Raw genomic sequence first — 26401 nt, 5'->3', positions numbered from 1 at the left:
GCGACCGCCCCTATTTCCGTAAAGCGCTGGAAACACACGATTTCGTCGTCAGCGACTTCCTGGTGGGCCGGCAGACCCAGAAGGGTACGATCCTGGCCGCCTACCCGGTGTCGGCGATCGATACCGGCGAAGAGGCAGTGATCGTCGCCGGCATGAATCTGGACTGGCTGTCCGACATGATGAGCAGCCTGGCCGGCCGGGTCGGCGTCAACGCCGCCCTAATCGACGGCGAAGGCACCGTGCTGGCGGCGCCGCCGGACGAGCGCAGCCTGATCGGCAAGAAGCTCGACCGTCTGTCGTTGCTGCCGGCAATGGCCGAAACCCCGCAAGGGCGCGGCAGCATCACCATGCACGACGATGCAGGGCGGCTGATGACCGTGAGCCGGATTCCCGGCACCAGCGCGCGGCTGGTGGTGACCGTCGATGAGAACAAGGTCTCGGCCGGCATCAATCGCGACATCCGCACCGCCTATCTGCAGCTGGCGCTGGTCTGCCTGTTCGTGCTGCTCGGCGCGCTGATCGCGGCCGAACGACTGATCGTGCAGCCGATCTCGGTGCTGACCGGGGTCGCCAAGAAATTCGCCGAAGGCAACTGGTCGGCCCGGGTCGCGCGCAAGCGCCTTCCGTCCGAATTTGTGCCGCTGGCACGGGCATTTAACGCCATGGCGGCGCAGCTCGGCCAGCGCGAACGCGAGCTTGTCGCCAGCAACAGCCGCCTAACCGTGATGGCCTCGATGGATCTGCTGTCCGGCCTCGCCAACCGCCGCGGCCTGCAGAGTCGGCTCGATTTCGAGTGGATGAAGGGCCAGCAAACCGGGCATCGCCTGGCGCTGATGATGATCGACGTCGACCATTTCAAGCTGTTCAACGATTCCTATGGCCATCCCGAAGGCGACGCCTGCCTCAGCCGGATCGGCGAGACGCTGGCGGCGGTGGCCGACCAGACCAGCGGGTTCGCGGCGCGTTACGGCGGCGAGGAGTTCTGCCTGCTGCTGCCGGAAACCGGCATGGGCCGCGCCCTGCAGGTCGGCGAGCTGGTCCGCACCGCCGTCGAACAGCTCGATCTGCCGCATCGGACCAGCGCGTTCGAACGCGTGACCGTCAGCATCGGCGTCGCCTGTACGCTGCCGAGCGAACACGCCACACCTGCCGAGTTGATCGAAGCGGCCGACGCGGCGCTGTACGCGGCCAAACATCGCGGCCGCAACAACGTGGTCGAGCACGGCTTCATCCGAGCCAGCGACGGCCCGGTGGCCATGGCGAGCTAAGGCCGCCCAAGGGCCGCCCGGCGAGCCGCCGAGCTTGCGCCATCCCATTGACCCGACACCATGTTTCATGGCCTAGTCCGCGCGCTTCGCGCGCGATTTGACCCGAGCCCCCGCACCGGTTGGCGACCTCGGCCGCGCCCCGTTTTTCCGCCCTGATCCGCGCTCGAACCGGCCGGCCGTCTTTTGATCTTTCGAATCCTGATCTCATGAGCAACGAACGATACAACGCCCGCGAATCCGAGCCGAAGTGGCAGGCGAAATGGGACGAGGCGAAGATCTTCGCCACCCGCAACGACGACCTGCGCAAGAAGTATTACGTACTGGAGATGTTCCCGTATCCGTCGGGGCGGATCCACATGGGACATGTCCGCAACTACACCATGGGCGACGTGGTGGCGCGGACGATGCGGGCGCGCGGCTACAACGTGCTGCACCCGATGGGGTGGGACGCATTCGGTCTGCCGGCCGAGAACGCCGCGATCGAACGCAAGGTCGCCCCGAAGGCTTGGACCTACGACAACATCGCGGCGATGAAGAAGCAGCTCCAGACCATGGGGCTGTCGCTGGACTGGGCGCGTGAATTCGCGACCTGCGATCCGTCCTACTACAAGCACCAGCAGAAGATGTTCCTCGACTTCCTGAAGGTCGGGCTGGTCGAGCGCGAGAAGCGCAAGCTGAACTGGGACCCGGTCGACATGACCGTGCTGGCCAACGAGCAGGTGATCGACGGCCGCGGCTGGCGCTCGGGCGCGGTGGTCGAGCTGCGCGAGATGAACCAGTGGGTGTTCAAGATCACCAAATACGCCCAGGAGCTGCTCGACGCGCTGGATACGCTGGATCGCTGGCCCGACAAGGTGCGGCTGATGCAGCGCAACTGGATCGGCCGCTCCGAGGGCCTGATGGTGCGGTTTGCGCTCGATAGCGCGACGACGCCGGCCGGCGAGACCGAACTGAAGATCTTCACCACCCGCCCGGACACGCTATTCGGCGCCAAGTTCATGGCGATCGCGGCCGATCACCCGCTGGCGCAAGCCGCCGCGGCGAAGGACCCGAAGGTCGCTGCGTTCATCGAGGACTGCAAGAAGCGCGGCACCGCGCAGGCCGAGATCGACACCGCCGAGAAACAGGGCATCGACACCGGCATCCGCGCCGTGCATCCGTTCGACCCGACCTGGAAGCTGCCGGTCTATGTCGCCAACTTCGTGCTGATGGAATACGGCACCGGCGCCATCTTCGGCTGCCCGGCGCACGACCAGCGCGACCTCGACTTCGTCAACAAGTACCAGCTCGGCAATACGCCGGTGGTCTGCCCCGAAGGCCAGGACCCGGCGAGCTTCGTCATCACCGACACCGCCTATGACGGCGACGGCCGGATGATCAACTCCCGCTTCCTCGACGGCAAGACGATCGCCGAGGCGAAGGAAGAAGTTGCCAAGCGGCTCGAGACCACGCAGCTCGGCGGCGCACCGGTCGGCGAACGCAAGGTCAACTTCCGCCTGCGCGACTGGGGTATCTCACGTCAGCGCTATTGGGGTTGTCCGATCCCGATCATCCACTGCCCGACCTGCGACGTGGTGCCGGTGCCGGACGCGGAGCTGCCGGTGGTGCTGCCGGAGGACGTGTCGTTCGACAAGCCGGGCAATGCGCTCGACCATCACCCGACCTGGAAGCACGTCACCTGTCCGAAGTGCGGCGGCAAGGCCGTGCGCGAGACCGACACCATGGACACCTTCGTGGATTCGTCCTGGTACTTCGCGCGCTTCACCGATCCGTGGAACACCGAGGCGCCGACCACGCCGGACGTCGTCAACCGGATGATGCCGGTCGATCAGTACATCGGCGGCGTCGAGCACGCGATCCTGCATCTGCTGTACAGCCGGTTCTTTACCCGGGCGATGAAGGCGGCGGGTCATATCGACATCAAGCATGACGAGCCGTTCGCCGGCCTGTTCACGCAGGGCATGGTGGTGCACGAGACCTATCGGAAGGTCGACGGCCACTTCGCCTCGCCCGCCGAAGTGTCTATCGTGGTCGATGGCGATCAGCGCCGCGCCACGTTGATCGACGGCGGCAGCCCGGTCGAGATCGGGCCGATCGAGAAGATGTCGAAGTCCAAGCGCAACACCGTCGATCCCGACGACATCATCGGGACCTACGGCGCCGACACCGCGCGCTGGTTCATGCTGTCTGACTCGCCGCCGGACCGCGACGTGATCTGGAGCGAGGAAGGCGTCAAGGGTGCGTCGCGCTTCGTGCAGCGGCTATGGCGGATGGTAAACGATGCGGCCCCGATCGCCGCGTCGGCTCCGGCCGAACGGCCGGCGAGCTTCAGTGCCGATGCACTCACCTTGCGCAAGGCCGCACATGGTGCACTCGACAAGGTGCTGTCCGGCATCGAGCGGCTCGCCTTCAACGTCAGCCTGGCGCATATCCGAGAGTTCTCGAATACCCTCGGTGATGTGCTGGCCCGTTCGCAGACGCCCTCGCCCGATCTCGCCTGGGCGATCCGCGAATCGACCGTGATCCTGGTGCAGCTTTTCCACCCGATGATGCCGCACCTCGCCGAGGAATGCTGGACAGTGCTCGGCCAGACCGGCCTGGTCTCCGAGGCGCTGTGGCCGCAGATCGAACCGGATCTCTTGGTCGAGGACAGCATCACCCTGCCGGTTCAGGTCAACGGCAAGAAGCGCGGCGAGGTGACGGTACCGCGCGACGCTCCGACCAGCGAAATTGAGGCTGCCGTTTTGGCGCTCGATGCGGTAAAACAGGCCCTGGGTGACAAGCCCGTTCGCAAGGTGATCGTCGTCCCGCAGAGGATCGTGAATGTCGTCGGCTAAGCCCGCGGAGCTCAAGAAGTTCGTCGTCCGGTTGGCGCTGGCGGTTGCGCTGGCCGCCCCGGTCGCCGGCTGCTTCCAACCGATGTACGCCGATCGCGGCGACGGTTCGCCGACGCTGCGCGATAAGCTGAATGCCATCGAAGTCCCGCCGCTCGATATTCCGAACGGGTCGCGCAACTCCCGCCTCGGCGTCGAGCTGCGTAATAAGCTGATGTTCAAGCTGTACGGCAGCGCCACCGGCGCGCCGCCGCTGTACACGCTGAAGATTTCGATCTCGACCTCGCGGTCGTCGCTGATCGTCGATCCCAGCACGCAGCTGCCGACGATCGAAAACTACGCGATCGATGCCAGCTATCAGCTCAAGGACATCGCCACTGGCAAAACGGTGATGAGCGGCAACACCTTCTCGCGCGTTGAATACGACGTGCCCGGCCAGTCGCAGCGCTTCGCCCGCACCCGCGCAGGCCGCGACGCGGAAGATCGCGCCGTGCAGGAGATTGCCGAGAACATCAACACTCGGCTCGCCTCGTTCTTCTACGCCGGGATGTGATCCGCGATTCCGCCGAGCACGCGGTGTTGGTTCACATTCGGCTCTGGCGCTGAGTGATGGTTGCGCTACGCGGCAAAGACGCCACTTCGTTTCTGGCCCGGCCTGACCCGGGCCGGCCGATCGTACTGCTTTACGGCCCGGATGCTGGCCTCGTGCGCGAACGCGCAGATGCGCTGATCGCGGCCTCACTCGACGATCCCAAAGATCCATTCGCATTGGTTCGGCTCGACGGCGACGAGCTCGCCGCAGAGCCGTCGCGGCTGGTCGACGAAGCCCTCGCCATTCCAATGTTCGGCGGACGCCGCGCGATCCGCGTTCGCGCCGGGTCGCGCAGCTTCGTCGCCGGCGTCGAAGCGCTGATCTCCTCGCCGCCGAAAGAATGCCGGGTCGTCATCGAAGCCGGCGACATCAAGCCGGACAATGCGCTGCGCAAGGCCTGCGAAAAGGCGACGACTGGCGCGGTCGCGATCGGCTGTTATCCGGATGCGGAAGCCGACATCGCCCGGCTGATCGACGACGAGCTGCGCGGCTCGAATCTACAGATCGCCAAGGATGCAAAGGCGGTGCTGACGACGCTGCTCGGTGGCGATCGCCAGGCCTCACGTAATGAACTGCGGAAGCTGGCGCTGTACGCGCACGGCAAGGGCGAGGTCACGCTCGACGACGTGATCACCTGCGTATCGGACGCATCCGATCTCAAGCTCGACGCGATCGTCGACGCGGCGTTCTCGGGCAAGCCCATCGTGGTTGAGACTGAATTCGCCAAGGCGATGGTGGCCGGCACTTATCCGGGTCAGATCATCCTCGCGGCGCAGCGCCACGCGGCGTTTCTGCACAAGACCAGCCTCGTGGTCGAAGGCGGCACGCCAGCCGCCGTGGTTCTCGATTCCGGATTTCCGCGGCTGCATTTCTCGCGCAAGGCCGCAGCCGAGACGGCGCTCCGCAATCTCTCAACGACCCGCCTCGGGCAAATCATCGAGCAGCTCGCCAGCGCCGCGCTCGAAACCCGTCGCCAAGCCACGCTCGGCGCCGCAATCGCACAGCGCACGCTGCTGTCGATCGCGGTCAGTGCGCGGCGGCGGAGTTAGTCTCGTTGTTGCGATCCGCGGGGGATTTAGAGCGCTTCATCGATTGATTGAAGCGAACTTGGCCTTTCCAAGCGCACTAGAGTCCTCATCCTGAGGAGCCCGGCAAAGCCGGGCGTCTCGAAGGATGAGGAGCCGCAGGGCTTGCGGCATATGGTTCGAGACGGCGCTTCGCGCCTCCTCACCATGAGGTTCTGCAAGCTGCGACCGCTAGGAAGTGCGGTCCTGATTCCGTCGAAATCAGAAATGCTCTAGCGTAGCGCCGGTCACGCGCACCTTTCGGCACAACTACCTTCTCGTTCGTCATTCCGGGGCGCGCGGAGCGCGAGCCCGGAATCCATAACCACTGCGCCCTCGGCTCGGGGACCAGCCTCGCCATGTCTTCACGAGAAGTTTGTGAGTATGGATTCCGGGCTCGCGCAGCGTAGCTGCGCGCCCCGGAATGACAACGAGAGATCGTCGCCTCAGGCGACCAAGAACAAACGCGAACTAACCGCCCGCTTCGAGCCGGCGGATGATGTCATCGAGCTGATCGAGATCGGCGTAGCGGATCTGAACCGCGCCGGTGCCTTCGTGGTCGTCGATCGTCACCTTCATGCCTAGCGCGTCGCTCAGGCGTTTTTCCAGCGCCACGGTGTCGGCGTCCTTCACCGCCTTGGCACCCGAGGCGGCACGCGGCTTCTGCGGCTTTCGCTCCGGCACGCCTTCTTCATGCGCCAGAGCTTCGGTCTGACGGACATTGAGACCTTCGGCGACGATCCGCTTGGCGATCGCCGACGGGTCCGGCAGACCAATCAGCGCACGCGCATGGCCGGCGGTGAGTTCACCCGACGCGATCAGCGACTTGACGTCGTCGGGCAGCTTGATCAGCCGCATCATGTTGGCGACATGGCTGCGGCTCTTGCCGACGATCTTGGCGATCTCTTCCTGGCTGCGATTGAACTCGGCCGCCAGCGCCTGATAGCCGAGCGCCTCTTCGAGCGGATTGAGATCTTCGCGCTGAACGTTTTCGACAATGGCAATTTCGAGCGCCAGCGCATCCGACACGTCGACCGGAACGATCGGCACTTCGTGCAGACCGGCGCGCTGCGCCGCGCGCCAGCGCCGTTCGCCGGCGATGATCTCGTAGCGATCGGCGGAGCCCTTCACCGGGCGGACCACGATCGGCTGGATCACGCCGTGCTGCTTGATCGAGTCGGACAGTTCACCAAGCTCGGCATCGGTGAAGGTGCGGCGCGGGTTGCGCGGATTGGCCTTGATGAATTCGATCGGCACCTTGCGCTGCGCCCGCGGCCGTTCGGCCTGCGTGGCCTCGCCGCCGACATCGCCGATCAGACTCGCCAAGCCGCGCCCCAGTCGCGAACGGTGCTCATCGGCCATCGCCAGCTCCCTTGGATTCACGTCGCTACTCCGCACTGATGAAATGAAAGTTGTTAGTTCGCATCGTCACTGAGAAGCGGCATCGCAAGCAAGCCGGCGCCCTGCCCAGCTCTGGATCGCGTTGCTTCGCCCGCAATGACGAGGCCTAGTCGGCGCCGCCGGCCGCGCACCTCAATGCGTGGTGCGGAGTTCGCGCTCGCGCTGAATCACTTCGGTGGCGAGCTTCAGATAGGCTTCGCTGCCGACGCATTTCAGATCGTAAACCAGCACCGGCTTGCCGTAGCTCGGCGCTTCCGAGATCCGCACGTTACGCGGGATCATGGTGTCGTAGACTTTCTTGCCCATGAACTGGCGCACGTCGGCGACGACCTGGCTCGACAGATTGTTGCGGCTGTCGAACATCGTCAGCACAATGCCGTGGATCGTCAGGTTCGGATTGAGGTTGGCGCGGACCTGCTCGACCGTCTGCAGCAATTGCGACAGACCTTCGAGGGCGAAGAACTCGCACTGCAGCGGCACCAGGATCGCATCCGCAGCCGCCATCGCATTCACAGTCAGCAGGTTCAGCGACGGCGGGCAGTCGATCAGCACGTAGGTGTAGTCGAGCGGCGGATCGATATCCTTGTTGAGCACGCCGATGGCGTCGCGCAATCGGAACGCGCGGTCGCCGCGATGACCGAGCTCGAGCTCGAGGCCGGACAGATCCATCGTCGAAGCCGCAATGTGCAGCCGCGGCACCGCGGTCGCGACCACCGCGTCGCGCAGCGGCGCTTCGCCGGCCAGCACATCGTAGGTCGAGGTGTTGCGATCGCGGCGATCGATGCCGAGCCCGGTCGAGGCATTGCCCTGTGGATCGAGATCGACGATCAGCACGCGTTCGCCGATCGCGGCCAGCGCCGTGCCGAGATTGATCGCGGTGGTGGTCTTGCCGACCCCGCCCTTCTGGTTGGCGAGCGCGATGATGCGTGGACGCCCGGGCTCTGAATTCGCCCTATCCCCTTGATAAATCTCGTCAATTACGGTCATGGCAGGTTCTTCGGCTGGTTGGTGGCGGTTATGTGCGTCGTTCGATGTGGTCGATTTCGACGATCCAGCCTTGGCCACCGGTCACGCTGGCATGCAGCTTAGGCTGGAATTTCCAATATTTAGTAGCTTCCGTCAATTCTGCATCTACATCTTGACCCTTCAGAAACAACGCCTTCGTGGTTCCGGAGGTCATCAGAGGTTCGGCAAAACCGATGAGCTGGTGTAGCGGAGCGACCGCACGGGCGGTGATGCAATCGAGCGCCTGTGGGAATCTATCCACGTTATCCCCGATGTCCGCGAGCATCACTGTGCCCGGCGCGCCCGCCACACGCAGCGCCTCGCGCAGGAACGCCGCCTTCTTGGCGATCCTCTCCACCAATGTGACGTGCCCACCGACGTCCGCCATTGCGCAAGCCAGCACCACCCCGGGAAACCCGCCTCCAGATCCAAAGTCGAGCCATCGCCGGGCCTGCGGCATGAGGCTGATGAGCTGCAGCGAATCCGCGACGTGGCGGGTCCAAAGCTGGGGCAGGGTCGATGGAGCGACCAGATTAGTCTTAGCCTGCCATTGCTGCAGCAAGGCGACATAAGCATCGAGCCGCGCTTCGAGCGCCAATGAGATCGGGACGAGCTTCAGCGCCGCCGCTTTGTCGGCGTCAAGATCAGAGAGAGAAACCAGAGGTTTGGCAGCGCGCTGCATGGAACTTCACTGCGGGGAGACGGCCGCTGCGGGCCCGTTTTGATTATATTCTTGCAAACCGATTCCGGCCATCGAATACGGCACCGATCTGCAATTGACGGCTAAAGTTTCACGTGAAACACGGCGGAACTCGAAGACGGCGTATTTCACGTGAAACACTGGTCAGTAACTACCCCGTCGATTTCCGCTTTCGTTGTTCACGCCGTAGATAGGCGGCCAGGATTCCGAGGGCCGCCGGCGTGATCCCGTCAAGCCGACCCGCCTGCCCGACGGTGTGGGGTCGATGCCGTTCCAGCCGCGTGCGAGCCTCGTTCGACAGACCCGGGACCGCTGCGTAATCGACCTCGGTAAGCCGCAGACTCTCATCCCGACGAAACGCCTCGACGTCCGCGGTCTGCCGCTCCAGATAGACATGATATTTGGCGTCGATCTCAACATGCACCGCGATTGTCGGATCGACCTTGCCGAGCTCCGGCCAGATCGCGCAGACCTGAGACCACTCGATCTCCGGATACGACAACAGATCGAACGCCGATCGTCTCTGTCCATCCCGGTTCAGCGCCAGTCCATGCTTGGCGGCTTCGTTCGGGGTGATCGATAGCGACTGGGCGAGCGCTTTCGCCTCAGAGAGTGCCGCCATTTTGTCCTGATGGAAGGCCGCCCGCTCCGTGCCGACGCAGCCGATCGCCAGTCCTTTGTCGGTGAGGCGCTGGTCCGCATTGTCGGCCCGAAGAGTCAGACGATATTCGGCCCGTGAGGTGAACATCCGGTACGGCTCGGTTATGCCGCGGGTCACCAGATCGTCGATCATCACGCCGAGATAACCGTCGGCCCGATCGAAAACCGCCAAGTCGCCGCCTCCGGCAGACAATCCGGCGTTGAGACCCGCAACCAAGCCCTGGGCCGCGGCCTCTTCATATCCGGTGGTGCCGTTGATCTGCCCGGCCAGAAACAGCCCGCGCAGTCGCTTGGTCTGCAGCGTCGGTTCCAGTTCTCGCGGATCGACATGGTCGTATTCGATCGCGTAGCCCGGGCGGAACATCTCGGTCCGCTCCAGGCCAGGAATCGTCTTCAGGATCGCACGCTGCACGTCTTCGGGCAGCGAGGTCGAAATCCCGTTGGGATAGACCGTCGGATCGTCGAGACCTTCGGGCTCAAGGAAGATCTGGTGGCCGTCGCGGTCGCCGAATTTGACGATCTTGTCCTCGATCGACGGGCAGTAGCGCGGTCCGGTGGACTGAATCTGCCCGGAATACATCGGCGAGCGATGCACATTGGTCCGGATCACCTCGTGGGTGGCTGTCGTGGTCCGGGTGATGCCGCATTCGATCTGCGGCGTGGTGATCGCGGGCGTCAGCACCGAAAACGGCTCCGGCGGATCATCACCGGGCTGCATTTCGACAGCGCTCCAGTCGATGGTCCGGCCATCCAGACGTGGCGGAGTGCCGGTTTTGAGCCGGCCGAGCTGAAATCCGAGCGCTTCGAACGATCCTGACAGCCCCATCGCCGGGGCTTCGTCGATCCGGCCTGCCGGCCAGCTTTGCTCGCCGAGGTGAATGAGGCCCCGGAGGAAGGTCCCGGTGGTGATCACGACCGCCGCCGCGGCAAACTCCCGGCCGTCGCCCAGCCGAATGCCGGTCACGCGGCCATCCTGCCAGAGCAGTGCGTCGGCCTCCCCTTCGATGACCGACAAGTTCGGAATGGCCTGGATCGCGGTCTGCATCGCGGCCGCATACAGCTTGCGATCGGCTTGGGCGCGGGGACCACGAACAGCGGGGCCTTTACGGCGGTTCAGCATCCGAAATTGAATGCCGCCAGCGTCGGCGACCCGGCCCATCAAGCCGTCCAGTGCATCCACTTCGCGGACCAGATGGCCTTTGCCCAGTCCTCCGATCGCCGGATTGCAGGACATCGCGCCCACGGTGGCAAACCGATGGGTGACAAGAGCGGTAGCCGCGCCGATCCGGGCAGCCGCAGCCGCTGCTTCACAGCCGGCATGGCCGCCGCCGATGACGATGACGTCGAAAGAAGTGCGCATGATGGGGTTGTAGCTCAGCTCCGAGGAGCTTTGAAGGCGAGTCCGCCGACCTTGATACCGGCTAAACCTCACCGGACTGTTTCACGTGAAACAGTGGCGCCGAAATCCCGGTATCGTGGTTAACCAATCGTAACCACCGCTACGGATCGGCGACCCGATGAGCCTATTTGCCGATGCAGAACCGGCTGAAGATCTCACCGAGGACGTCCTCGACGTCGACCCGCCCAAGCAATCGGCCAAGACTGTGAGCGGAAGCACGGAGTTCTTCGGCGACGATTTCTTCGGCCAGTCCCGACGCCAGACTCCGCTCCAGCGATACCGAAGCTTCGGCAAGCAACAGCCGATGGCGATCCCGCGTGATCAATCCGGCTTCTGCAGACCCGAAATATTGCGCAGCAAATCGCGTCAGCTGGCGCAGCAACTCCGCAAAACCCTCGCCCGTCGCCGCCGAAATCCTGAAAGCCGGCTGTGAAGGGCTGGATTCCGCCTCGCCGCCCGCTAGATCGATCTTATTCCGGACTCGCCAGACTTCCGGACCGCTCACACCCGGATCAGACGCATCCGTGGCCGTGCTCAGCCACAACACCAGGTCCGCCGCTGCGGCGCGCGAGCGGGCGCGTCGCACCCCCTCCTGCTCAACCGGATCGTCACTGTCTCGCAGTCCTGCGGTATCAATGACCGTCACCGGATAGCCGTCGAGATCGAGCTGGACCTCGATGACATCCCGGGTCGTGCCGGCATGCGGCGACACGATCGCCACCTCGCGGCGGGCGAGACGATTGATCAGAGTGGACTTGCCGACATTCGGCGGCCCGGCGATCGCCACCACCATCCCGTCGCGGAGCTTTTCGCCCCGGCCCTGCTCGGCCAAGACCTCGGCGATCTCTGCGGATAGCTCCGCGATTTTCGCCCGCGCCGGCCCCATCAGCTCATCGGCAACGTCGCCCTCGTCGGAAAAGTCGATCCCCGCTTCGACCAGCGCCAGTGCTTCGATGATCTGGTCGCGCCATCGCCGCGCCCGGTCGCCGAGCACGCCGCCGAGCTGGCGCAGCGCCTGACGACGCTGCGCGTCGGTGTCTGCATGGATCAGATCATCGAGACCTTCGGCTTCCGTTAGGTCGAGCTTGCCGTTTTCGAAGCCCCGCCGGGTGAACTCGCCAGGCTCCGCCGGCCGCACACCGTCGAACGCCGAGAGGGTTTTGATCAGCGCCGCCGCCACCGCGCGGCTGCCGTGGATGTGCAATTCGGCGACGTCTTCGCCAGTCGCGGACGCAGGCGCCGGAAACCACAACGCCACGCCGTCATCGATCAACTCGCCATCGCGGGTCCGAAGAGCACAGCGCACGGCGCGCCGAGGCGACGGCAGAGATCCGGTCAGCGCTGTCAGCACGTCGCCCGCTCGCGATCCGGAGACACGCACGATGGCGATTGCCGACGGCAGCGGTCCGGTCGCAAGGGCGAAGATGGTCTGGTCGCTCGGATGCATGGCACTTGTCTTGCCGAGGCGCTGTTCCGAACGCAAACAAAAAGGGCGCCCCGTAGGGACGCCCTTGATGGCCGGATATCCGACTCGCTCAGGTGTTCATCGAGTCGAAGAATTCGGAGTTGTTCTTGGTGTTGCGCAGCTTGTCGAGCAGGAACTCGATCGCGTCCATCGTCCCCATCGGGTTGAGGATACGGCGCAGCACGTACATCTTCTTCAACAGCTGCGGATCGGTGATCAGCTCTTCCTTGCGGGTGCCGGACCGCGAGATGTCGATCGCCGGGAAGGTGCGCTTGTCGGCGACCTTGCGGTCGAGGATCAGCTCCGAGTTGCCGGTGCCCTTGAACTCTTCGAAGATCACTTCGTCCATGCGCGAGCCGGTATCGACCAGCGCGGTGGCGATGATGGTGAGCGACCCACCCTCTTCGATGTTACGCGCGGCGCCGAAGAACCGCTTCGGCCGCTGCAGCGCGTTGGCGTCGACACCGCCGGTGAGCACCTTACCCGAAGACGGCACCACCGTGTTGTAGGCGCGGCCGAGGCGGGTGATCGAGTCGAGCAGGATGACGACGTCGCGGCCGTGTTCGACCAGGCGCTTGGCCTTTTCGATCACCATCTCGGCGACCTGGACGTGGCGGACTGCCGGTTCGTCGAAGGTCGAGGAGATCACCTCGCCCTTCACCGAGCGCTGCATGTCGGTGACTTCTTCGGGCCGCTCGTCGATCAGCAGCACGATCAGGTAGCACTCGGGGTGATTCGCCGTGATCGAGTGCGCGATGTTCTGCATCAGCACGGTTTTACCGGTGCGCGGCGGCGCGACGATCAGCGCGCGCTGGCCCTTACCGATCGGGGCGACGATGTCGATGACGCGCGCCGACAGATCCTTGCGGGTGGGATCGTCGATCTCGAGCCGGAAGCGTTCATCCGGAAACAGCGGCGTCAGATTGTCGAAATTGACCTTGTGCTTGGACTTCTCTGGATCTTCGAAGTTCAGCGAGTTGACCTTGAGCAGCGCGAAGTAGCGTTCGCCTTCCTTCGGGCTGCGGATGTGGCCTTCGATGGTGTCACCAGTGCGCAGGCCGAAGCGGCGGATCTGCGAAGGCGAAACGTAGATGTCGTCCGGGCCGGGAAGGTAATTGGCATCCGGCGATCGCAGAAAGCCGAAACCGTCGGACAACACCTCGACGACGCCCTCGCCGATGATGTCGGTCTCTTTGGCCGACAGCTGTTTCAGGCAGGCGAACATCAGCTCCTGCTTGCGCATCGTGCTGGCGTTCTCGACCCCGAGCTCTTCCGAAAACGAAACGAGTTCGGCCGGCGTCTTGGCCTTCAGGTCTTGAAGTTTGATTTCCCGCATGGGGGTGGTCCTGTGGAAACGAGACTGGGGATTCGTCAGCGGAAGAAAAAGCGGGAGGAAATAACCGGAGTCCGCAGGTCTTCAGGTCGACGGTGTCTTGAGCAAGGAAGGTGCGGGAGGTTTCAGACCCGATGCGGCGGCCGGTTCAGAAAGGAACCTGATCGCAACCACATTCGCCTGCTTTAGGTGGGACGAATGCCAGTATAGAAAATCCGTTGCGTCCACGCAAGACGATCGACGCCGTACCGTCATCCAGTGCCGTCAGAACGGCTTGACGATCACGAACAGCACCGCCGCGATCATCAGGAGCGTCGGTATCTCATTGATAACGCGATAGAATTTGTGAGATCGGGTGTTCCGATCGGCGGCGAAGTCGCGCACGTAGCGGCCGAGCAACAGATGGATCACGGTCATCAGCACCACAGCGGCGAGCTTGGCGTGAAACCAGCCCGAGGTGAAATAGCCCTGCTCCCAGGCGATCGCCAAACCTGCGACCCACGCGACCATCATGGCCGGATTCATGATCGCACGGTACAGCCGGCGTTCCATGATCTTGAAAGTCTCGGACTGGGTCGATCCGACTTCGGCGGCGCAGTGGTAGACGAACAATCGCGGCATATACAGCATGCCGGCCATCCAGGAGATCACCGCCACCACGTGCAGGGTCTTCACCCACGGATAGACATCCACCCAGTCGATCATTCGATCTTCCATTCCGCTGTGCCGCGAAGCTGCCAGACGATCCGGAACGCAGGACCCGCATCGCGCGTTGATCGAATGCTCGAATGCGGAGATTTCCGCAAGCGCCCGCTTTCTTATCAATATTTATAGATTCTTAAGGTTTGAGTCTAAGTGGCCGTGGATTTGACTCACCCAACGGCATTCTAGAGTTCTTCCGCATCGACCCACATTTTCACAGCCATCCCCAACTGCTGGTCTGTTCGTTGGCCTCTTGCAGGATCAGAGGGTTGCGCCGGATCGTCGCCGCATTACCGAGAGACAAATCCACATTCACCCGCTAACCTCACTGCCATCCCGAAATGCTTCTCTCACCCGACGCCTGTGAAGAAAAAGCCGGGTTATCCCGACCGCGACGGTCGGGGGTCAGCTTTGGTGCGATTCTCGCCCCGTTGTTCACAGGTTACACAGGGCTACGATGCTGACCGACGGCAGCTACTTTCACCTTCATCTGGTCTCGGACTCGACCGGCGAAACTCTGATCACGGTGTCGCGTGCGGTGACGGCGCAATATGCCAACGTCACCCCGGTCGAGCATGTCTATCCGCTGGTGCGCAGCCAGAAGCAGCTCGATCGCGTGTTGCAGGAGATCGAAGAAGCGCCCGGCATCGTCCTGTTCACGCTGCTGGAGACCGAGCTGGTCACCCGGCTCGAGGCGAAGTGCCAGGAGATCAACAGCCCGAGCCTGTCGATCATCGGTCCGGTGATGCAGCTGTTCGAAGCCTATCTCGGCGCGTCGACGATGGGCCGCGTCGGTGCGCAGCACACGCTCAATGCCGAATATTTTCAGCGCATCGATGCGCTGAACTATTCGATGATGCACGACGACGGCCAGCACGTCGAAGGGCTTGAAGAAGCCGACGTGGTTCTGGTGGGTGTGTCGCGCACTTCGAAGACGCCGACCTCGATCTATTTGGCCAATCGCGGCATCCGTACCGCCAATGTGCCGCTGGTCGCCGGCATTCCGATTCCGCATCAGCTCGAGACGCTGAAGAAGCCGCTGGTGGTCAGCCTGCATGCGTCGCCGGAGCGTTTGATCCAGGTGCGGCAGAACCGGCTTCTCAGTCTCGGCGCCGGCACGGGCAATGACTCTTATATTGATCGCCAGGCCGTGACCGACGAGGTCCTGCTGGCGCGCAAGCTCAGCGCCAAATATGGCTGGTCTCTGCTCGACGTCACCCGCCGTTCGATCGAAGAGACTGCCGCGGCGATCATGAAACTGCTTGCCGATCGGCAGCGTCAGAAGGTGCCGGAATGACGCTGTGGCTTGGGCCGCAGCCGCTGGTGCTGGCTTCGCAGAGCCGCGCCCGCCAGACGGTGCTTAGCAACGCCGGAATTCCGTTCGATGCGATTCCGGCCGACATCGATGAGCGCGGCATCGCGGACGCATCTGGCCTCAGTGCGCCCGGTGAGATCGCCGCGCTGCTGGCGCAGCAGAAGGCGGCGTTCGTCAGCAACCATCATCCCGGCCGCCTGGTGCTGGGCGCTGATCAGACGCTGGCGCTCGGGGCGCGTGGTTTCAACAAGCCCGCTGATCGCACCGCCGCTGCCAAGCAGCTCCGCGAACTCGCCGGCCGCCGTCATGAATTGCACTCGGCGATCGCTATCGTCCGCAACGGCATCACGTTGTTTGCCGATGTGTCGATCGCGCGGATGACGATGCGGCCGCTCACCGAGGCGGAGATCGACGCTTATCTCGACGTGGTCGGCGACAAGGCCACCACCAGCGTCGGCGCCTATCAGATCGAAGGTCTCGGAGTGCACCTGTTCGACGGCATCCACGGCGATCATTTCACCATCCTGGGTCTGCCGCTGTTGCCGTTGCTCGGTTTTCTGCGTAGCCAGAACTTGCTGGCGGTCTAAGGCGCGGGCGACGAACCAAACAACAAGCGAGACGCAGGACCGATCGGGATCGGATCTGAAATGTCTCGCGGGGAAGAAAAAGACGGAGGCGACGGAATGCTGGTGCTCGGACTGACCGGTTCGATCGGGATGGGCAAATCGACCACCGCCAAGCTGTTCGCCGAAGCCGGGGTGCCGGTCTACGACGCCGACGCCACCGTGCATAAGATCTACGAGAACGAAGCCGTGCCGGCGATCGAAGCGGCGTTTCCCGGCACCACGGTCGGCGGCAAGGTCGATCGCGCGCTGTTGTCGGCGAAGGTCGTGCATGATCCGGCCGCGATGAAGCGGCTCGAAGGAATCGTGCATCCGATGCTGCGCGCCCATCATCAGCAGTTTCTCGACGATGCCGAATCATCAGGCGCGCCGGTCGCGGTGGTCGATGTGCCGCTGCTGTTCGAGACCGGCGGCGAAAAGCGTGTCGATGCGGTGGTGGTGGTGACGACCTCGCCGGAGGTGCAGCGCGAACGGATTCTCGCGCGCGACAACATGACCCCTGAAAAACTCGATGCAATTCTGGCCCGCCAGATGCCCGATGCCGAGAAGCGCAAGCGCGCGGATTTCGTGGTGGATACCTCCAACGGACTCGACCCGGTGCGGCTTCAGATCCGCGAAATCCTCGAGGCCGCTGCTAAAATGCCGCGCCGGCGCGACTGATTCGCGCGGCGACCAAGACAGCCTGATCAGAAGCGATGCGTGAGATCGTCCTCGATACCGAAACCACCGGCCTCGATCCGCTGCGCGGCGATCGGCTGGTCGAAATCGGCTGCGTCGAGATCTTCAACCGGATGCCGACCGGCCGCACCTATCATCAATACCTCAATCCCGAACGGGACATGCCGGCCGAGGCCTTTGCGGTGCATGGGCTGTCGAGCGAATTTCTCGCCGACAAGCCGCTGTTCGCACATGTGGCCGACGAGTTTCTCGAATTCATCGGCGATGCGCCGCTGGTGATTCACAACGCCTCGTTCGATATCGGCTTCATCAATGCGGAGCTGTCGCGGTTGTCGCGTGCGCCGGTGCCGCGCGATCGCCTGGTCGACACCCTTCTGCTCGCCCGCCGTAAGCATCCGGGCGTGTCGAACCGGCTCGACGATCTGTGCTCGCGTTACGCGATCGACAATTCGCGCCGGACCAAGCACGGGGCATTGCTCGACGCCGAGCTGTTGGCCGAGGTCTATATCGACCTGATCGGCGCCCGGCAGTCGCAGCTCATTCTGGCCGACGTGCCGGCCGAGGTGGTTGGAGCTGCCAGCGAGAACCGTCGCCGCCAGCGACCCGCGCCGCTGCCGAACCGGCTGACCGACGCCGACCTCGAAGCCCACCGCGCCTTCATCGCCACCATGGGCGACAAGGCGATCTGGCCAGACTATCTGGCCGCCGGCGCCTGACCATTTGTCTTCCCGAAACGACAATGCCCGGCGCGTCGGCCGGGCATTGCAGAAGTGATGAACGTGAGCGGCCGAGCGGATCAGCTCGGCTGGCCCTGCTGCTGGGCGCGCTCGAGGTTCTGGCGATACAGGCCGATGAAATCGACCGGGTCGAGCATCAGCGGCGGGAACCCGCCGTCGCGCACGGCGCTGGCGATGATCTCGCGGGCAAAGGGGAACAGCAGCCGCGGGCATTCGATCATGATCAGCGGATGCAGGTTCTCCTGCGGCACGTTCAGCACGCGGAACACGCCCGCATAGGCCAGCTCGAAGCTGAACAGCACGCTGCTGCCGGACTCGGCCTTGCCTTCGATCGACAGCGTCACTTCATATTCGTTCTCGCCGACGTTGTTGGCGCCGACGTTGATCTGGATGTTGATCGCCGGCTGCTGCTGCTGCGGGGCGAGCGACGCCGGGGCGTTCGGGTTCTCGAACGACAGATCCTTGGTGTACTGCGCCAGCACATTGAGTTGCGGAGGAGCACCCTCGGGAGGCGTGCCGTTACCGTTGGTCATCGATGGTTCTCCTGGAAGTGGATTTGGATGGCGGCCGCCGACTTGCAGAGGGCGTCGCAACAATGGGCAGGTGCTTTGGCGAGTGGCTATCATACGCCCCCGGCGTTCCACAAGGTAGACAGAGGCTGCGGCCGCAGCCCGGCAGGCGGGTGCCGGATACCGCGCCCACAGCCTAGAGGCCCTGGGATGGCCCGCCGAAACCTCTCCTTAACCGCCCACCGTCCAGGTTTTCGTGCCTCTCACCGGTTTCCGGCGGGGCGCGAAGCGCGTAAGCTCGCCGGGCCACAGCTCCCAAGATCGCTGTGTGGGGGTTGCCAACCCCACCGGCTGTGCCAAAACGCGCCATTGGCGCGCCGCGGTTGATGCCTACATGGTGCAAACCGGCTCTCTGCCGCGTTGGCGTCGCGAGGCCGGAGACCAAAGCGCGCCGGCAGGCCCCGGCCCGATCAGAAAGTGAATGCGACGTGGATATTTACACCATCATCTTCCTGGCGCTCGCGGTGTTCATCTTCCTGCGTCTGCGCAACGTGCTCGGCCAGCGCACCGGCAGCGAACGGCCGCCGTTCGATCGCGCTGCCGCGCGGGACATGATTCCCGGCAAGCAGGACACCAACGTGATCTCGATGCCCGGCACCGTGATCGACCAGGCGCCGATGGCGCCGAACGCGGACGTGGTGCCGCCCTCCGATCGTTGGAAGGGCATCGCCGAGCCGGACTCCGAACTTGAGCACGGCCTCAACGCCATCGCCCAGAACGATTCGTCGTTCGACGCGCAGCACTTCATCGCCGGCGCCAAGAGCGCCTATGAGATGATCGTGATGGCGTTCGCCAATGGCGACCGCCGCTCGCTGCGGGATCTGCTGTCGAGCGAGGTCTATGAGAGCTTCGATGCGGCGATCAAGGATCGCGAGAAGAACGACCTGAAGGTCGAGACCCGCTTCGTGTCGATCGAGAAGGCCGAGCTGATCAGTGCCGAGCTGCGCGATCGCACCGCGATGCTGACGCTGAAGTTCGTGTCGCAGATGATCTCGGCGACCCGTGACAAGACCGGCGCGGTGGTCGACGGCTCGCCCGACAAGGTCGCCGACATCACCGACGTCTGGACCTTCGCCCGCGACACGAGTTCGCGCGATCCGAACTGGAAGCTGGTTGGGACCGGCAGCGGCAGCTGACGCACGCGGCGCGCGCCGCGCCGCCCTGGCCGGCTGCGTTCTCGCAGCCGCGCTATTGTCTGCGCCGAGTGAGGCGGACGCGCGCAGCCGGCATCACCATTCTGGCGCCCGATCCGTCTCGAAATTCGCAGAGCATCACGCAAAGTATCGGCATCCGCTGTGGCCGCTGGAAATCCCGGGCGGTCAATATCTGCCGGTCGCCTGGTCGGACGTCCCTGGTTGGGACGCCGACGATCAGCTCGCCGCCCTGAAAACCTTCCGCGTCAGTTGCCGGCCGATCCTGGCGGCGGGCAGAGCGCCCTCGATCGACAAGCCGCTCGGCGGCTCGTTGTGGGAGCCGTGTCATGCGGCGCGCTCGGCGCACGTCACCACCGCGGACGAGGCTCGCGCGTTCTTCGAACAGCATTTTGTGCCGCTGCAGATCTCCCGTCTCGGCGAGCCGCTCGGCTTCGTCACCGGCTATTACGAGCCAGTGATCGAAGGCTCGGCGGTCAAGACCGACGACTACACCGTGCCGGTGTATCGCCGCCCGTCGAACCTGTTCGTCCGCGGCTACAAGCAGGATGCGGCCCTGCCGAATGGCGGGCCGGTGTTTCGCAAGATCGGCCGGCGCAAGCTGGTGCCGTATTACGACCGCGGGGAAATCGAAGACGGCGCGATCGACGGCCGGGGTCTGGAGATCTGCTGGCTGAAGAGTCAGACCGATCTGTTGTTCGCGCAGATCCAGGGGTCGGCGCGGATCAAACTGCCCGACGGACGGGTGATTCGAATCAATTACGACGCCCACAATGGTTTCCCCTACACGCCGGTTGGTCGCATCCTGATCGAGCGCGGCATCATCCCGCGCGAAGAGATGTCGATGCACCGCATCCGCGATTGGATGGACGCCAATCCCGAGGGCGCCAAGGAGCTTCGGCGGGCAAACCGCTCGTACGTGTTCTTCCGCAAGGTCGAGCTGAAGGATGACGATGAAGCGATCGGCGCCCAAGGTGTGCCGCTCACCCCAGGCCGCTCGATCGCCGTCGACAAGGGGCTGCATGTTTACGGCACGCCGTTCTTTATTACGGGCGAGCTGCCGATCGATTCCCCGACCGCGAAGACAGCGTTTCGGCGGCTGATGATCGGCCAGGACACCGGCTCGGCGATCGTCGGCCCGGCGCGGGCCGACCTGTATTTCGGTGCCGGAGCCGAGGCAGGTGCGGTGGCAGGGCGGATCCGGCATCCGATCGCGTTCGCCATGCTGGTGCCGAAGAGCCTCGATCCGGTTGCGCGCGCCCGCAGTCTGCCGGTGCCCGAGCCGCGTCCGCCTGCCAAAACCAACAAACCCGCAGCGACGCCGTCGAAGTCCGGTGGTAAAGACGGAGCCACGACTGTCCCGACACCGGATAGCCGGCCAGCTGCGGCGCCGTCACGGCCGCCGGCTCAACGGCATCGCTCCCACCACTCGCGGCACCATCGCCATCTGCGCTGATCTCGATGAAACGCATCATTCCGCCGCTCGACCCGCCGATGTCGCGCCGCAAGCGCAGCCTGAGCGACGACGAGCGGGCGCTGTGGGATGGCGTGGCCCGTCAGATCAAGCCGCTGCGCGGCCGGCCGCGGCTGATCAAGGTCGAGATTGCCGATCCGAAAGCCCCCGTGCCGGCGATCAAGCCGGCGCCGGTGGCGCCGCCGCAACCGCTCAAACGTGCCGCGAAACCATCGCTCCCGACCGCCCCGCCGCCGCTCGCCACGCTGGGCCGCCGCGAACGGGCGCATCTGTCGCGTGGCCGCAAGGACATCGACGCGCGGATCGATCTGCACGGCATGACCCAGGCGCGCGCGCATCACGCGCTGCTGTATTTCCTGCAGCGCGCCAGTCATGACGGGCTCGGCTTCGTGCTGGTGATCACCGGTAAGGGCAAGAGCGGTGATACCGAACGCGGCATCCTTCGCCGCCAGGTGCCGCAGTGGCTTGCCCTCCCCGAATTCCGCGCCTACGTGGTCGGCTTCGACGAAGCCCACATCGGCCACGGCGGCGAAGGCGCGTTGTACGTGCGGGTGAGACGAGCGCGCGGTTAGTTCGCAAAGCACGGAGTGTTCATCGGCCGACGCGCCCCCGTTTCCAAACGTCATCACCCGCGCATGCGGGTGATCCAGTATCCCAGAGAGATTGTTACTTGGACGCAGACGCTCTGCAATACTGGGTCGCCCGGACAAGCCGGGCGATGACGTGGTCGGGTGGGGCGAGGACAGTTATTACTTGCAGCGCATCATACATAAAAATTCGTCATTGCCGGGCTTGACCCGGCAATCCATCATCTTTCGAAAAAGATGGATGCGCGGGTCAAGCCCGCGCATGACTTTTGTTGGCGTAGCTGCGGTCGGTGAACAAACGAAGTGCCTTATGGCCAACTACAAAATAAACCGGCTCAGATCCGTGTTCTTCGCCAGATCGCCGACGTTCTTCTGGACGTAGTCGGCGTCGATGCGGATGGTTTCGCCGCCGCGGTCGGGGGCGACGAAGGAGATCTCGTCGAGCACGCGCTCCATCACGGTCTGCAGCCGCCGCGCGCCGATGTTTTCGACGGTGGAGTTCACCGCGACCGCGACATCGGCCAGCGCGTCGATGGCGTCGTCGGAGAAGTCCAGCGTCACGCCCTCGGTCTTCATCAGCGCCACATACTGCTTGATCAGCGAGGCTTCCGGCTCGGTCAGGATCCGGCGCATGTCGTCGCGGCTCAGCGCGTTGAGTTCGACACGGATCGGCAGCCGGCCCTGCAGTTCGGGCAGCAGGTCGGAGGGCTTGGCGATGTGGAACGCGCCAGAGGCAATGAAAAGGATGTGCTCGGTCTTCACCGCGCCGTGCTTGGTCGACACCGTGGTGCCTTCGATCAGCGGCAACAGATCGCGCTGCACGCCTTCACGCGAGACTTCGCCGCCGCTGCGGCCGTCGCGCACGCAGATCTTGTCGATCTCGTCCAGGAACACGATGCCGTTGTTCTCGACCGCCGCGATGGCTTCCTGCACCAGCTGATCGGTGTCGAGCAGCTTGTCGGCTTCTTCGTTGACCAGGATCTCGTGCGGGTCCGCCACCGTCAGCCGCCGGGTCTTGGTGCGGCCGCCCATCTTGCCGAAGATATCGCCGAGCGAGATCGCCCCGATCTGGGCGCCCGGCATGCCGGGGATTTCGAGCATCGGCGAGCCGGCGCCGGCCTGGGTCTCGATCTCGATTTCCTTGTCGTTGAGTTCGCCGGCGCGCAGCTTCTTGCGGAACGAGTCCCGCGTCGCCGGACCCGAACCGGGCCCGACCAGCGCATCGAGCACGCGCTCTTCGGCGGCGACCTGGGCGCGCGCCTGCACGTCCTTGCGCTTCTTCTCGCGCACCTGCGCGATCGCGACTTCGACGAGATCGCGGATGATCTGTTCGACGTCGCGGCCGACATAGCCGACCTCGGTGAACTTGGTCGCCTCGACCTTGAGGAACGGCGCGCCGGCGAGCTTCGCAAGCCGCCGCGCGATCTCGGTTTTGCCGACGCCGGTCGGGCCGATCATCAGGATGTTTTTCGGCAGCACTTCTTCGCGCAAAGCCCCTTCGAGCTGCAGCCGACGCCAGCGGTTGCGCAGCGCGATGGCGACCGCGCGCTTGGCGTCGGCCTGGCCGACGATGAAGCGATCGAGTTCGGAGACGATTTCACGGGGGGAAAAGTCGGTCATGGGGCCTACGTAAGGTCGGTCGGACGAGGGAACAAGCGGGGTCAGATGATCGGAGGTCCCGCCTGCCATTGCCGGATGGCATCGAACGGATGAATCAGCATGATCACGTTGAGGGTCAGATTGTCGCGGATGTGCAGGCCGACCAGCACTTCGAACAGCATCGCGATTGCGACGGTCGCGGCGATCGGCAGCCGCCACGCCAGCAGGAAACCGGCAATCATCGCGAGCGTGTCGGCGACCGAATTGACGATGCTGTCGCCGTAGTAATCGAGCGAGATCGTGCCGGCGCGGTAGCGTTCGATGATGAAGCTCGAATTCTCGGTCAGCTCCCAGGCGCCCTCGATCAGCACCGCGACGATCAGCCGTGCCGTCCATGGCCAGCGCCGCAGCAGCAGCCATGTGCCGGCATAGAACAGGAAGCCGTGGATGATGTGCGAGAACGTGTACCAGTCGGTCAGGTGCTGAGAGTTCTCCGAACTCATCACCACGCCGTGCCACAGCTTGACGGTGCCGCAGGTGCAGATCGGCACCCGTCCCATCGCAAACAGCGCGGTCGCCTGAATTGCCAAGAGACCAAGGACGACGACCAGCGCCCAGCGCACCGGAAAGCCGGCGGTGGACGACACCGGTCGCTCGGCGCCCGCCCAGCTCATGCAGTCAGCGTCTCGATCGTGACATTGCCGTTGGTGTAGACGCAGATGTCGGCGGCGATGCCGAGCGACTTGCGCACGATGGTCTCGGCGTCCTGATCGGTGTCGACCAGCGCGCGCGCGGCCGCCAGCGCATAATTGCCGCCGGAGCCGATCGCCATCACGCCGGCTTCCGGTTCGAGCACGTCGCCGGTGCCGGTCAGGACCAGCGACACGTCCTTGGCGGCGACGATCATCATCGCTTCGAGCCTTCGCAGATAGCGGTCGGTACGCCAGTCCTTGGCGAGTTCGACCGCCGCGCGGGTGAGCTGGCCCGGGTACTGCTCGAGCTTGGCTTCGAGCCGTTCGAACAGCGTGAAGGCGTCGGCGGTGGCGCCGGCAAAGCCGCCGATCACATCGCCCTTGCCGAGTTTGCGGACCTTCTTGGCGTTGGCCTTGATCACGGTCTGGCCGATCGAGACCTGGCCGTCGCCGCCGATCACGACCTTGCCGCCCTTGCGCACGGTCAGAATGGTGGTGCCGTGCCAGACTGGGGGGCCGGCGTCTCCCGAAGAGCTATGAAGTGCCATGGAGTTCCTTTCGCGAGCGCTGATCTAGGCACGGCCGGGCGGCGATGCAATCGGCCGGCTGGCCAGCGACGGAGCGGCCAATCCGCTCACCATAGGACGAAGATCGGCCCCGCTCCGCACCCGGCGCAGTAGCGAAGGTGTCACCGGCCTGTTAAAAGACCGGCGTTTTTACCGGAGAGCCCGCTTCATGCGCACGGCGACGATCAAGCGCAAGACCAAGGAGACCGACATCGAGGTCACGATCGACCTCGACGGCACTGGTGTGGCCCACGCCGCCACCGGAATCGGCTTCTTCGACCATATGCTCGATCTGCTCGCCAAGCATTCGCGGATCGACATCACCGTCAAGGCGGTGGGCGACCTCCATGTCGACTTCCACCACACCACCGAGGACGTCGGCATCGCGCTCGGCCAGGCAGTCAAGCAGGCGCTCGGCAATATGGCGGGCATCAGCCGCTATGCCAGCATCTTCATGCCGATGGACGAGACCCTGACCCGGGTGGTGATCGACGTCTCGGGCCGGCCGTTTCTGGTGTTCAAGGCCGACTTCCCGCGCGACAAGATCGGCGAATTCGACACCGAGCTGGTTCGGGAGTGGTTTCAGGCCTTCGCCATCAACGCGGGCGTGACTCTCCACGTCGAAACCCTATATGGCGAGAACAGCCACCACATTGCTGAATCCTGCTTCAAGGGATTGGCCCGCGCGCTGCGTGCGGCGGTCGCGATCGATCCCAAGACGGCTGGCGAAGTGCCTTCGACCAAGGGGCAGCTCGGCGGCTAAGCGTTGTCGAGCGGCGGAGACGAGTCCATGCCGGTGTTTACTGTTCACGCCCCGCGGGCGGACGATGACGAGCTGCAGCGCGCCGAACCCGAGCAGTTTCGCTTCATCCGCGACGGGTTCTATGTCTGGGCGTTCGTGTTCGGCCCGTTCTGGCTGGTCTACCGCCGGCTGTGGCTGGCAACGATCGGCTATTTGGTGGTGATCGGCGCCTCCGCGGTGGCGCTGACGGCGCTGCATGCCGGAGGCGGTACTCGGTTCTTAGTCGCGTTGCTGCTGGCATGCCTGCTCGGGCTCGAAGCCGGCAGCCTGTGGCGCTGGACCCTGGCGCGGCGCGGCTGGCAGTCGGTCGGCGTTGCGGTCGGCGAGGACCGCGAGATCGCCGAGCGGCGGTTCTTCGATCGCTGGGTCGCCGGGCAGCCGCAGCCGATCGCCTTCACCCTGCCGATCGATCGCGGCGCACCGCCGCCGGCGCGCAGCATTCCGCTGCCGGCGTCGTCGATCCATGGCGACATCTTCGGCTCGTTCCCGAATCCTGGAGGTTCGCGATGAGCGTTGCGATCATCGATTACGGCTCCGGCAATCTGCACTCGGCCGCGAAAGCGTTCGAGCGTGCGGCGCGCAGCATGGAGAATCCCGAACCGATCCTGGTGACCCGTGATCCGGACCAGGTGTTTCGGGCCGACCGCGTCGTCCTGCCCGGCGTCGGCGCCTTCGCCGACTGCCGCAAGGGACTGGATTCGATCGACGGCATGGTCCAGGCCCTGACCGAGACCGTCCGCGACAAGGCGCGGCCGTTCTTCGGCATCTGCGTCGGCATGCAGCTGATGGCGACCCGCGGCAAGGAGCACGTCACCACCGACGGGCTGAACTGGATCGCCGGTGACGTCGTCAAGATCGCGCCCAACCGCGAGGATCTGAAGATCCCGCATATGGGCTGGAATACCCTCGATCAGGTCCGCGAGCATCCGGTGCTGGACCGGCTGCCGCTCGGTTCGAAGGGCCTGCACGCTTACTTCGTGCACTCCTTCCACCTCGCCGCCGAACACGAGGGCGATGTGCTGGCGCGCGCCGATTACGGCGGGCCGGTCACCGCCGTCGTCGGCAAGGACACCGCGATCGGGACTCAGTTTCACCCCGAGAAGAGTCAGCGCTTCGGCCTGGCGCTGATCTCGAACTTTTTGAAGTGGAAGCCGTGAGCATGATCCCGCGGCCTCAGCTCCGGAG

Annotated in this window: 25 protein-coding genes; 14 read left to right on the top strand and 11 right to left on the bottom strand. The window is 64.4% G+C overall.

The genetic code is table 11. From position 1 onward, the window contains the following. The 4 genes from DYI24_RS03070 to holA all read left to right on the top strand — a co-directional run. Positions 1–1268, top strand: a 1268-nt coding sequence (locus DYI24_RS03070) for a diguanylate cyclase domain-containing protein (protein ID WP_164571213.1), incomplete at its 5' end; no start/stop codon positions are given. A 206-nt stretch (positions 1269–1474) separates the two neighbouring features. Continuing rightward, positions 1475–4105 (top strand): leucine--tRNA ligase, encoded by a 2631-nt coding sequence (gene leuS / locus DYI24_RS03065; protein WP_164571212.1) that lies wholly within the window; start codon positions 1475–1477, stop codon positions 4103–4105. Further along, positions 4092–4655, top strand: coding sequence for an LPS assembly lipoprotein LptE (gene lptE, locus DYI24_RS03060; protein ID WP_107342534.1), 564 nt, complete (start codon positions 4092–4094; stop codon positions 4653–4655). The genes leuS and lptE overlap by 14 nt, the downstream gene beginning before the upstream one ends. Positions 4656–4711: 56 nt before the next feature. After that, positions 4712–5743, top strand: a complete 1032-nt coding sequence (gene holA / locus DYI24_RS03055; protein ID WP_107342535.1) for a DNA polymerase III subunit delta — start codon at positions 4712–4714, stop codon at positions 5741–5743. A 486-nt stretch (positions 5744–6229) separates the two neighbouring features. On the opposite strand, the gene DYI24_RS03050 is transcribed toward holA, so the two are convergent. From DYI24_RS03050 to hemJ, 7 genes are all read right to left on the bottom strand, one after another. After that, positions 6230–7120 carry a ParB/RepB/Spo0J family partition protein gene (locus DYI24_RS03050; protein ID WP_164571211.1) on the bottom strand — a complete coding sequence of 297 codons (891 nt, stop codon included), beginning with the start codon at positions 7118–7120 and terminating at the stop codon, positions 6230–6232. Between the two features lie 171 nt (positions 7121–7291). After that, a complete protein-coding gene (locus DYI24_RS03045) occupies positions 7292–8146 on the bottom strand; it encodes a ParA family protein (RefSeq protein WP_107342538.1) in 855 nt (284 codons plus the stop codon). A 28-nt stretch (positions 8147–8174) separates the two neighbouring features. Continuing rightward, positions 8175–8846 (bottom strand): 16S rRNA (guanine(527)-N(7))-methyltransferase RsmG, encoded by a 672-nt coding sequence (gene rsmG, locus DYI24_RS03040; RefSeq protein WP_164571210.1) that lies wholly within the window; start codon positions 8844–8846, stop codon positions 8175–8177. A gap of 169 nt (positions 8847–9015) precedes the next feature. Continuing rightward, on the bottom strand, positions 9016–10884 hold the full coding sequence (mnmG, locus tag DYI24_RS03035; protein ID WP_164571209.1) for a tRNA uridine-5-carboxymethylaminomethyl(34) synthesis enzyme MnmG: 1869 nt from the start codon (positions 10882–10884) through the stop codon (positions 9016–9018). 163 nt (positions 10885–11047) lie between these two features. Further along, positions 11048–12370 (bottom strand): tRNA uridine-5-carboxymethylaminomethyl(34) synthesis GTPase MnmE, encoded by a 1323-nt coding sequence (mnmE, locus tag DYI24_RS03030; RefSeq protein ID WP_164571208.1) that lies wholly within the window; start codon positions 12368–12370, stop codon positions 11048–11050. Positions 12371–12458: 88 nt separating this feature from the next. Next, complete coding sequence (gene rho, locus DYI24_RS03025; RefSeq protein WP_011155864.1) at positions 12459–13724, bottom strand: transcription termination factor Rho; 1266 nt, start codon at positions 13722–13724, stop codon at positions 12459–12461. A 261-nt stretch (positions 13725–13985) separates the two neighbouring features. Further along, positions 13986–14426: a protoporphyrinogen oxidase HemJ gene (gene hemJ / locus DYI24_RS03020; RefSeq protein WP_164571207.1), complete on the bottom strand. Its 441-nt coding sequence runs from the start codon at positions 14424–14426 to the stop codon at positions 13986–13988. 454 nt (positions 14427–14880) lie between these two features. Between hemJ and DYI24_RS03015 the strand changes: the two genes are divergently transcribed. From DYI24_RS03015 to dnaQ, 4 genes are all read left to right on the top strand, one after another. Beyond that, positions 14881–15720: a pyruvate, water dikinase regulatory protein gene (locus DYI24_RS03015; RefSeq protein WP_107342542.1), complete on the top strand. Its 840-nt coding sequence runs from the start codon at positions 14881–14883 to the stop codon at positions 15718–15720. Next, on the top strand, positions 15717–16325 hold the full coding sequence (locus tag DYI24_RS03010; protein WP_107353891.1) for a Maf family protein: 609 nt from the start codon (positions 15717–15719) through the stop codon (positions 16323–16325). Before DYI24_RS03015 ends, DYI24_RS03010 begins: the two co-directional genes overlap by 4 nt. A gap of 96 nt (positions 16326–16421) precedes the next feature. Beyond that, on the top strand, positions 16422–17021 hold the full coding sequence (coaE, locus tag DYI24_RS03005; protein ID WP_012494050.1) for a dephospho-CoA kinase: 600 nt from the start codon (positions 16422–16424) through the stop codon (positions 17019–17021). A 35-nt stretch (positions 17022–17056) separates the two neighbouring features. Beyond that, the gene (gene dnaQ / locus DYI24_RS03000; protein ID WP_164571206.1) at positions 17057–17755 is read left to right on the top strand and encodes a DNA polymerase III subunit epsilon; all 699 of its coding nucleotides are present in this window, start codon (positions 17057–17059) and stop codon (positions 17753–17755) included. 80 nt (positions 17756–17835) lie between these two features. On the opposite strand, the gene secB is transcribed toward dnaQ, so the two are convergent. Further along, positions 17836–18309: a protein-export chaperone SecB gene (gene secB, locus DYI24_RS02995; RefSeq protein WP_011155870.1), complete on the bottom strand. Its 474-nt coding sequence runs from the start codon at positions 18307–18309 to the stop codon at positions 17836–17838. A 464-nt stretch (positions 18310–18773) separates the two neighbouring features. Between secB and DYI24_RS02990 the strand changes: the two genes are divergently transcribed. The 3 genes from DYI24_RS02990 to DYI24_RS02980 are packed head-to-tail and all read left to right on the top strand — an operon-like array spanning position 18774 to position 21542. Continuing rightward, a complete protein-coding gene (locus DYI24_RS02990) occupies positions 18774–19481 on the top strand; it encodes a Tim44/TimA family putative adaptor protein (protein ID WP_164571205.1) in 708 nt (235 codons plus the stop codon). Continuing rightward, entirely contained in the window at positions 19459–20952 is a 1494-nt protein-coding gene (gene mltA, locus DYI24_RS02985) for a murein transglycosylase A (protein ID WP_164571204.1), read from the top strand. The genes DYI24_RS02990 and mltA overlap by 23 nt, the downstream gene beginning before the upstream one ends. A 5-nt stretch (positions 20953–20957) precedes the next feature. Continuing rightward, positions 20958–21542 (top strand): Smr/MutS family protein, encoded by a 585-nt coding sequence (locus DYI24_RS02980; RefSeq protein ID WP_164571203.1) that lies wholly within the window; start codon positions 20958–20960, stop codon positions 21540–21542. Positions 21543–21875: 333 nt separating this feature from the next. On the opposite strand, the gene hslU is transcribed toward DYI24_RS02980, so the two are convergent. The 3 genes from hslU to hslV are packed head-to-tail and all read right to left on the bottom strand — an operon-like array spanning position 21876 to position 24396. Further along, a complete protein-coding gene (gene hslU, locus DYI24_RS02975; protein WP_164571202.1) occupies positions 21876–23177 on the bottom strand; it encodes an ATP-dependent protease ATPase subunit HslU in 1302 nt (433 codons plus the stop codon). 41 nt (positions 23178–23218) lie between these two features. Next, positions 23219–23830, bottom strand: coding sequence for a DUF2585 domain-containing protein (locus tag DYI24_RS02970; protein ID WP_164571201.1), 612 nt, complete (start codon positions 23828–23830; stop codon positions 23219–23221). After that, positions 23827–24396, bottom strand: a complete 570-nt coding sequence (gene hslV / locus DYI24_RS02965; RefSeq protein ID WP_164571200.1) for an ATP-dependent protease subunit HslV — start codon at positions 24394–24396, stop codon at positions 23827–23829. Before hslV ends, DYI24_RS02970 begins: the two co-directional genes overlap by 4 nt. Positions 24397–24583: 187 nt before the next feature. Between hslV and hisB the strand changes: the two genes are divergently transcribed. Genes hisB through hisH form a run of 3 tightly spaced genes read left to right on the top strand, consistent with a single transcriptional unit; the run spans position 24584 to position 26373 of the window. Beyond that, positions 24584–25177: an imidazoleglycerol-phosphate dehydratase HisB gene (hisB, locus tag DYI24_RS02960; RefSeq protein WP_164571199.1), complete on the top strand. Its 594-nt coding sequence runs from the start codon at positions 24584–24586 to the stop codon at positions 25175–25177. A gap of 27 nt (positions 25178–25204) precedes the next feature. Next, positions 25205–25726: a DUF2628 domain-containing protein gene (locus DYI24_RS02955; RefSeq protein ID WP_164571198.1), complete on the top strand. Its 522-nt coding sequence runs from the start codon at positions 25205–25207 to the stop codon at positions 25724–25726. Then, entirely contained in the window at positions 25723–26373 is a 651-nt protein-coding gene (gene hisH / locus DYI24_RS02950) for an imidazole glycerol phosphate synthase subunit HisH (RefSeq protein ID WP_164571197.1), read from the top strand. Before DYI24_RS02955 ends, hisH begins: the two co-directional genes overlap by 4 nt. The last annotated feature ends 28 nt before the right edge of the window (positions 26374–26401 follow it).

Source organism: Rhodopseudomonas sp. BR0C11 (genome assembly GCF_010820945.1).
GTDB lineage: Bacteria > Pseudomonadota > Alphaproteobacteria > Rhizobiales > Xanthobacteraceae > Rhodopseudomonas > Rhodopseudomonas palustris_H.
Note: the sequence above shows the minus strand (reverse complement) of the source record. Positions and strands in the feature narration are given on the sequence as shown.

Coding starts and splice junctions, on each gene's coding strand:
- hemJ (WP_164571207.1), bottom strand. CDS start 14,426: ATGATCGACTGGGTGGATGTCTATCCGTGGGTGAAGACCCTGCACGTG.
- hslU (WP_164571202.1), bottom strand. CDS start 23,177: ATGACCGACTTTTCCCCCCGTGAAATCGTCTCCGAACTCGATCGCTTC.
- DYI24_RS03010 (WP_107353891.1), top strand. CDS start 15,717: ATGACGCTGTGGCTTGGGCCGCAGCCGCTGGTGCTGGCTTCGCAGAGC.
- lptE (WP_107342534.1), top strand. CDS start 4,092: ATGTCGTCGGCTAAGCCCGCGGAGCTCAAGAAGTTCGTCGTCCGGTTG.
- DYI24_RS03045 (WP_107342538.1), bottom strand. CDS start 8,146: ATGACCGTAATTGACGAGATTTATCAAGGGGATAGGGCGAATTCAGAG.
- DYI24_RS03015 (WP_107342542.1), top strand. CDS start 14,881: ATGCTGACCGACGGCAGCTACTTTCACCTTCATCTGGTCTCGGACTCG.
- DYI24_RS02955 (WP_164571198.1), top strand. CDS start 25,205: ATGCCGGTGTTTACTGTTCACGCCCCGCGGGCGGACGATGACGAGCTG.
- DYI24_RS02970 (WP_164571201.1), bottom strand. CDS start 23,830: ATGAGCTGGGCGGGCGCCGAGCGACCGGTGTCGTCCACCGCCGGCTTT.
- mnmE (WP_164571208.1), bottom strand. CDS start 12,370: ATGCATCCGAGCGACCAGACCATCTTCGCCCTTGCGACCGGACCGCTG.
- mnmG (WP_164571209.1), bottom strand. CDS start 10,884: ATGCGCACTTCTTTCGACGTCATCGTCATCGGCGGCGGCCATGCCGGC.
- leuS (WP_164571212.1), top strand. CDS start 1,475: ATGAGCAACGAACGATACAACGCCCGCGAATCCGAGCCGAAGTGGCAG.
- secB (WP_011155870.1), bottom strand. CDS start 18,309: ATGACCAACGGTAACGGCACGCCTCCCGAGGGTGCTCCTCCGCAACTC.
- hslV (WP_164571200.1), bottom strand. CDS start 24,396: ATGGCACTTCATAGCTCTTCGGGAGACGCCGGCCCCCCAGTCTGGCAC.
- rsmG (WP_164571210.1), bottom strand. CDS start 8,846: ATGCAGCGCGCTGCCAAACCTCTGGTTTCTCTCTCTGATCTTGACGCC.
- dnaQ (WP_164571206.1), top strand. CDS start 17,057: ATGCGTGAGATCGTCCTCGATACCGAAACCACCGGCCTCGATCCGCTG.
- coaE (WP_012494050.1), top strand. CDS start 16,422: ATGCTGGTGCTCGGACTGACCGGTTCGATCGGGATGGGCAAATCGACC.
- rho (WP_011155864.1), bottom strand. CDS start 13,724: ATGCGGGAAATCAAACTTCAAGACCTGAAGGCCAAGACGCCGGCCGAA.
- hisB (WP_164571199.1), top strand. CDS start 24,584: ATGCGCACGGCGACGATCAAGCGCAAGACCAAGGAGACCGACATCGAG.
- DYI24_RS02980 (WP_164571203.1), top strand. CDS start 20,958: ATGAAACGCATCATTCCGCCGCTCGACCCGCCGATGTCGCGCCGCAAG.
- DYI24_RS03050 (WP_164571211.1), bottom strand. CDS start 7,120: ATGGCCGATGAGCACCGTTCGCGACTGGGGCGCGGCTTGGCGAGTCTG.
- hisH (WP_164571197.1), top strand. CDS start 25,723: ATGAGCGTTGCGATCATCGATTACGGCTCCGGCAATCTGCACTCGGCC.
- holA (WP_107342535.1), top strand. CDS start 4,712: ATGGTTGCGCTACGCGGCAAAGACGCCACTTCGTTTCTGGCCCGGCCT.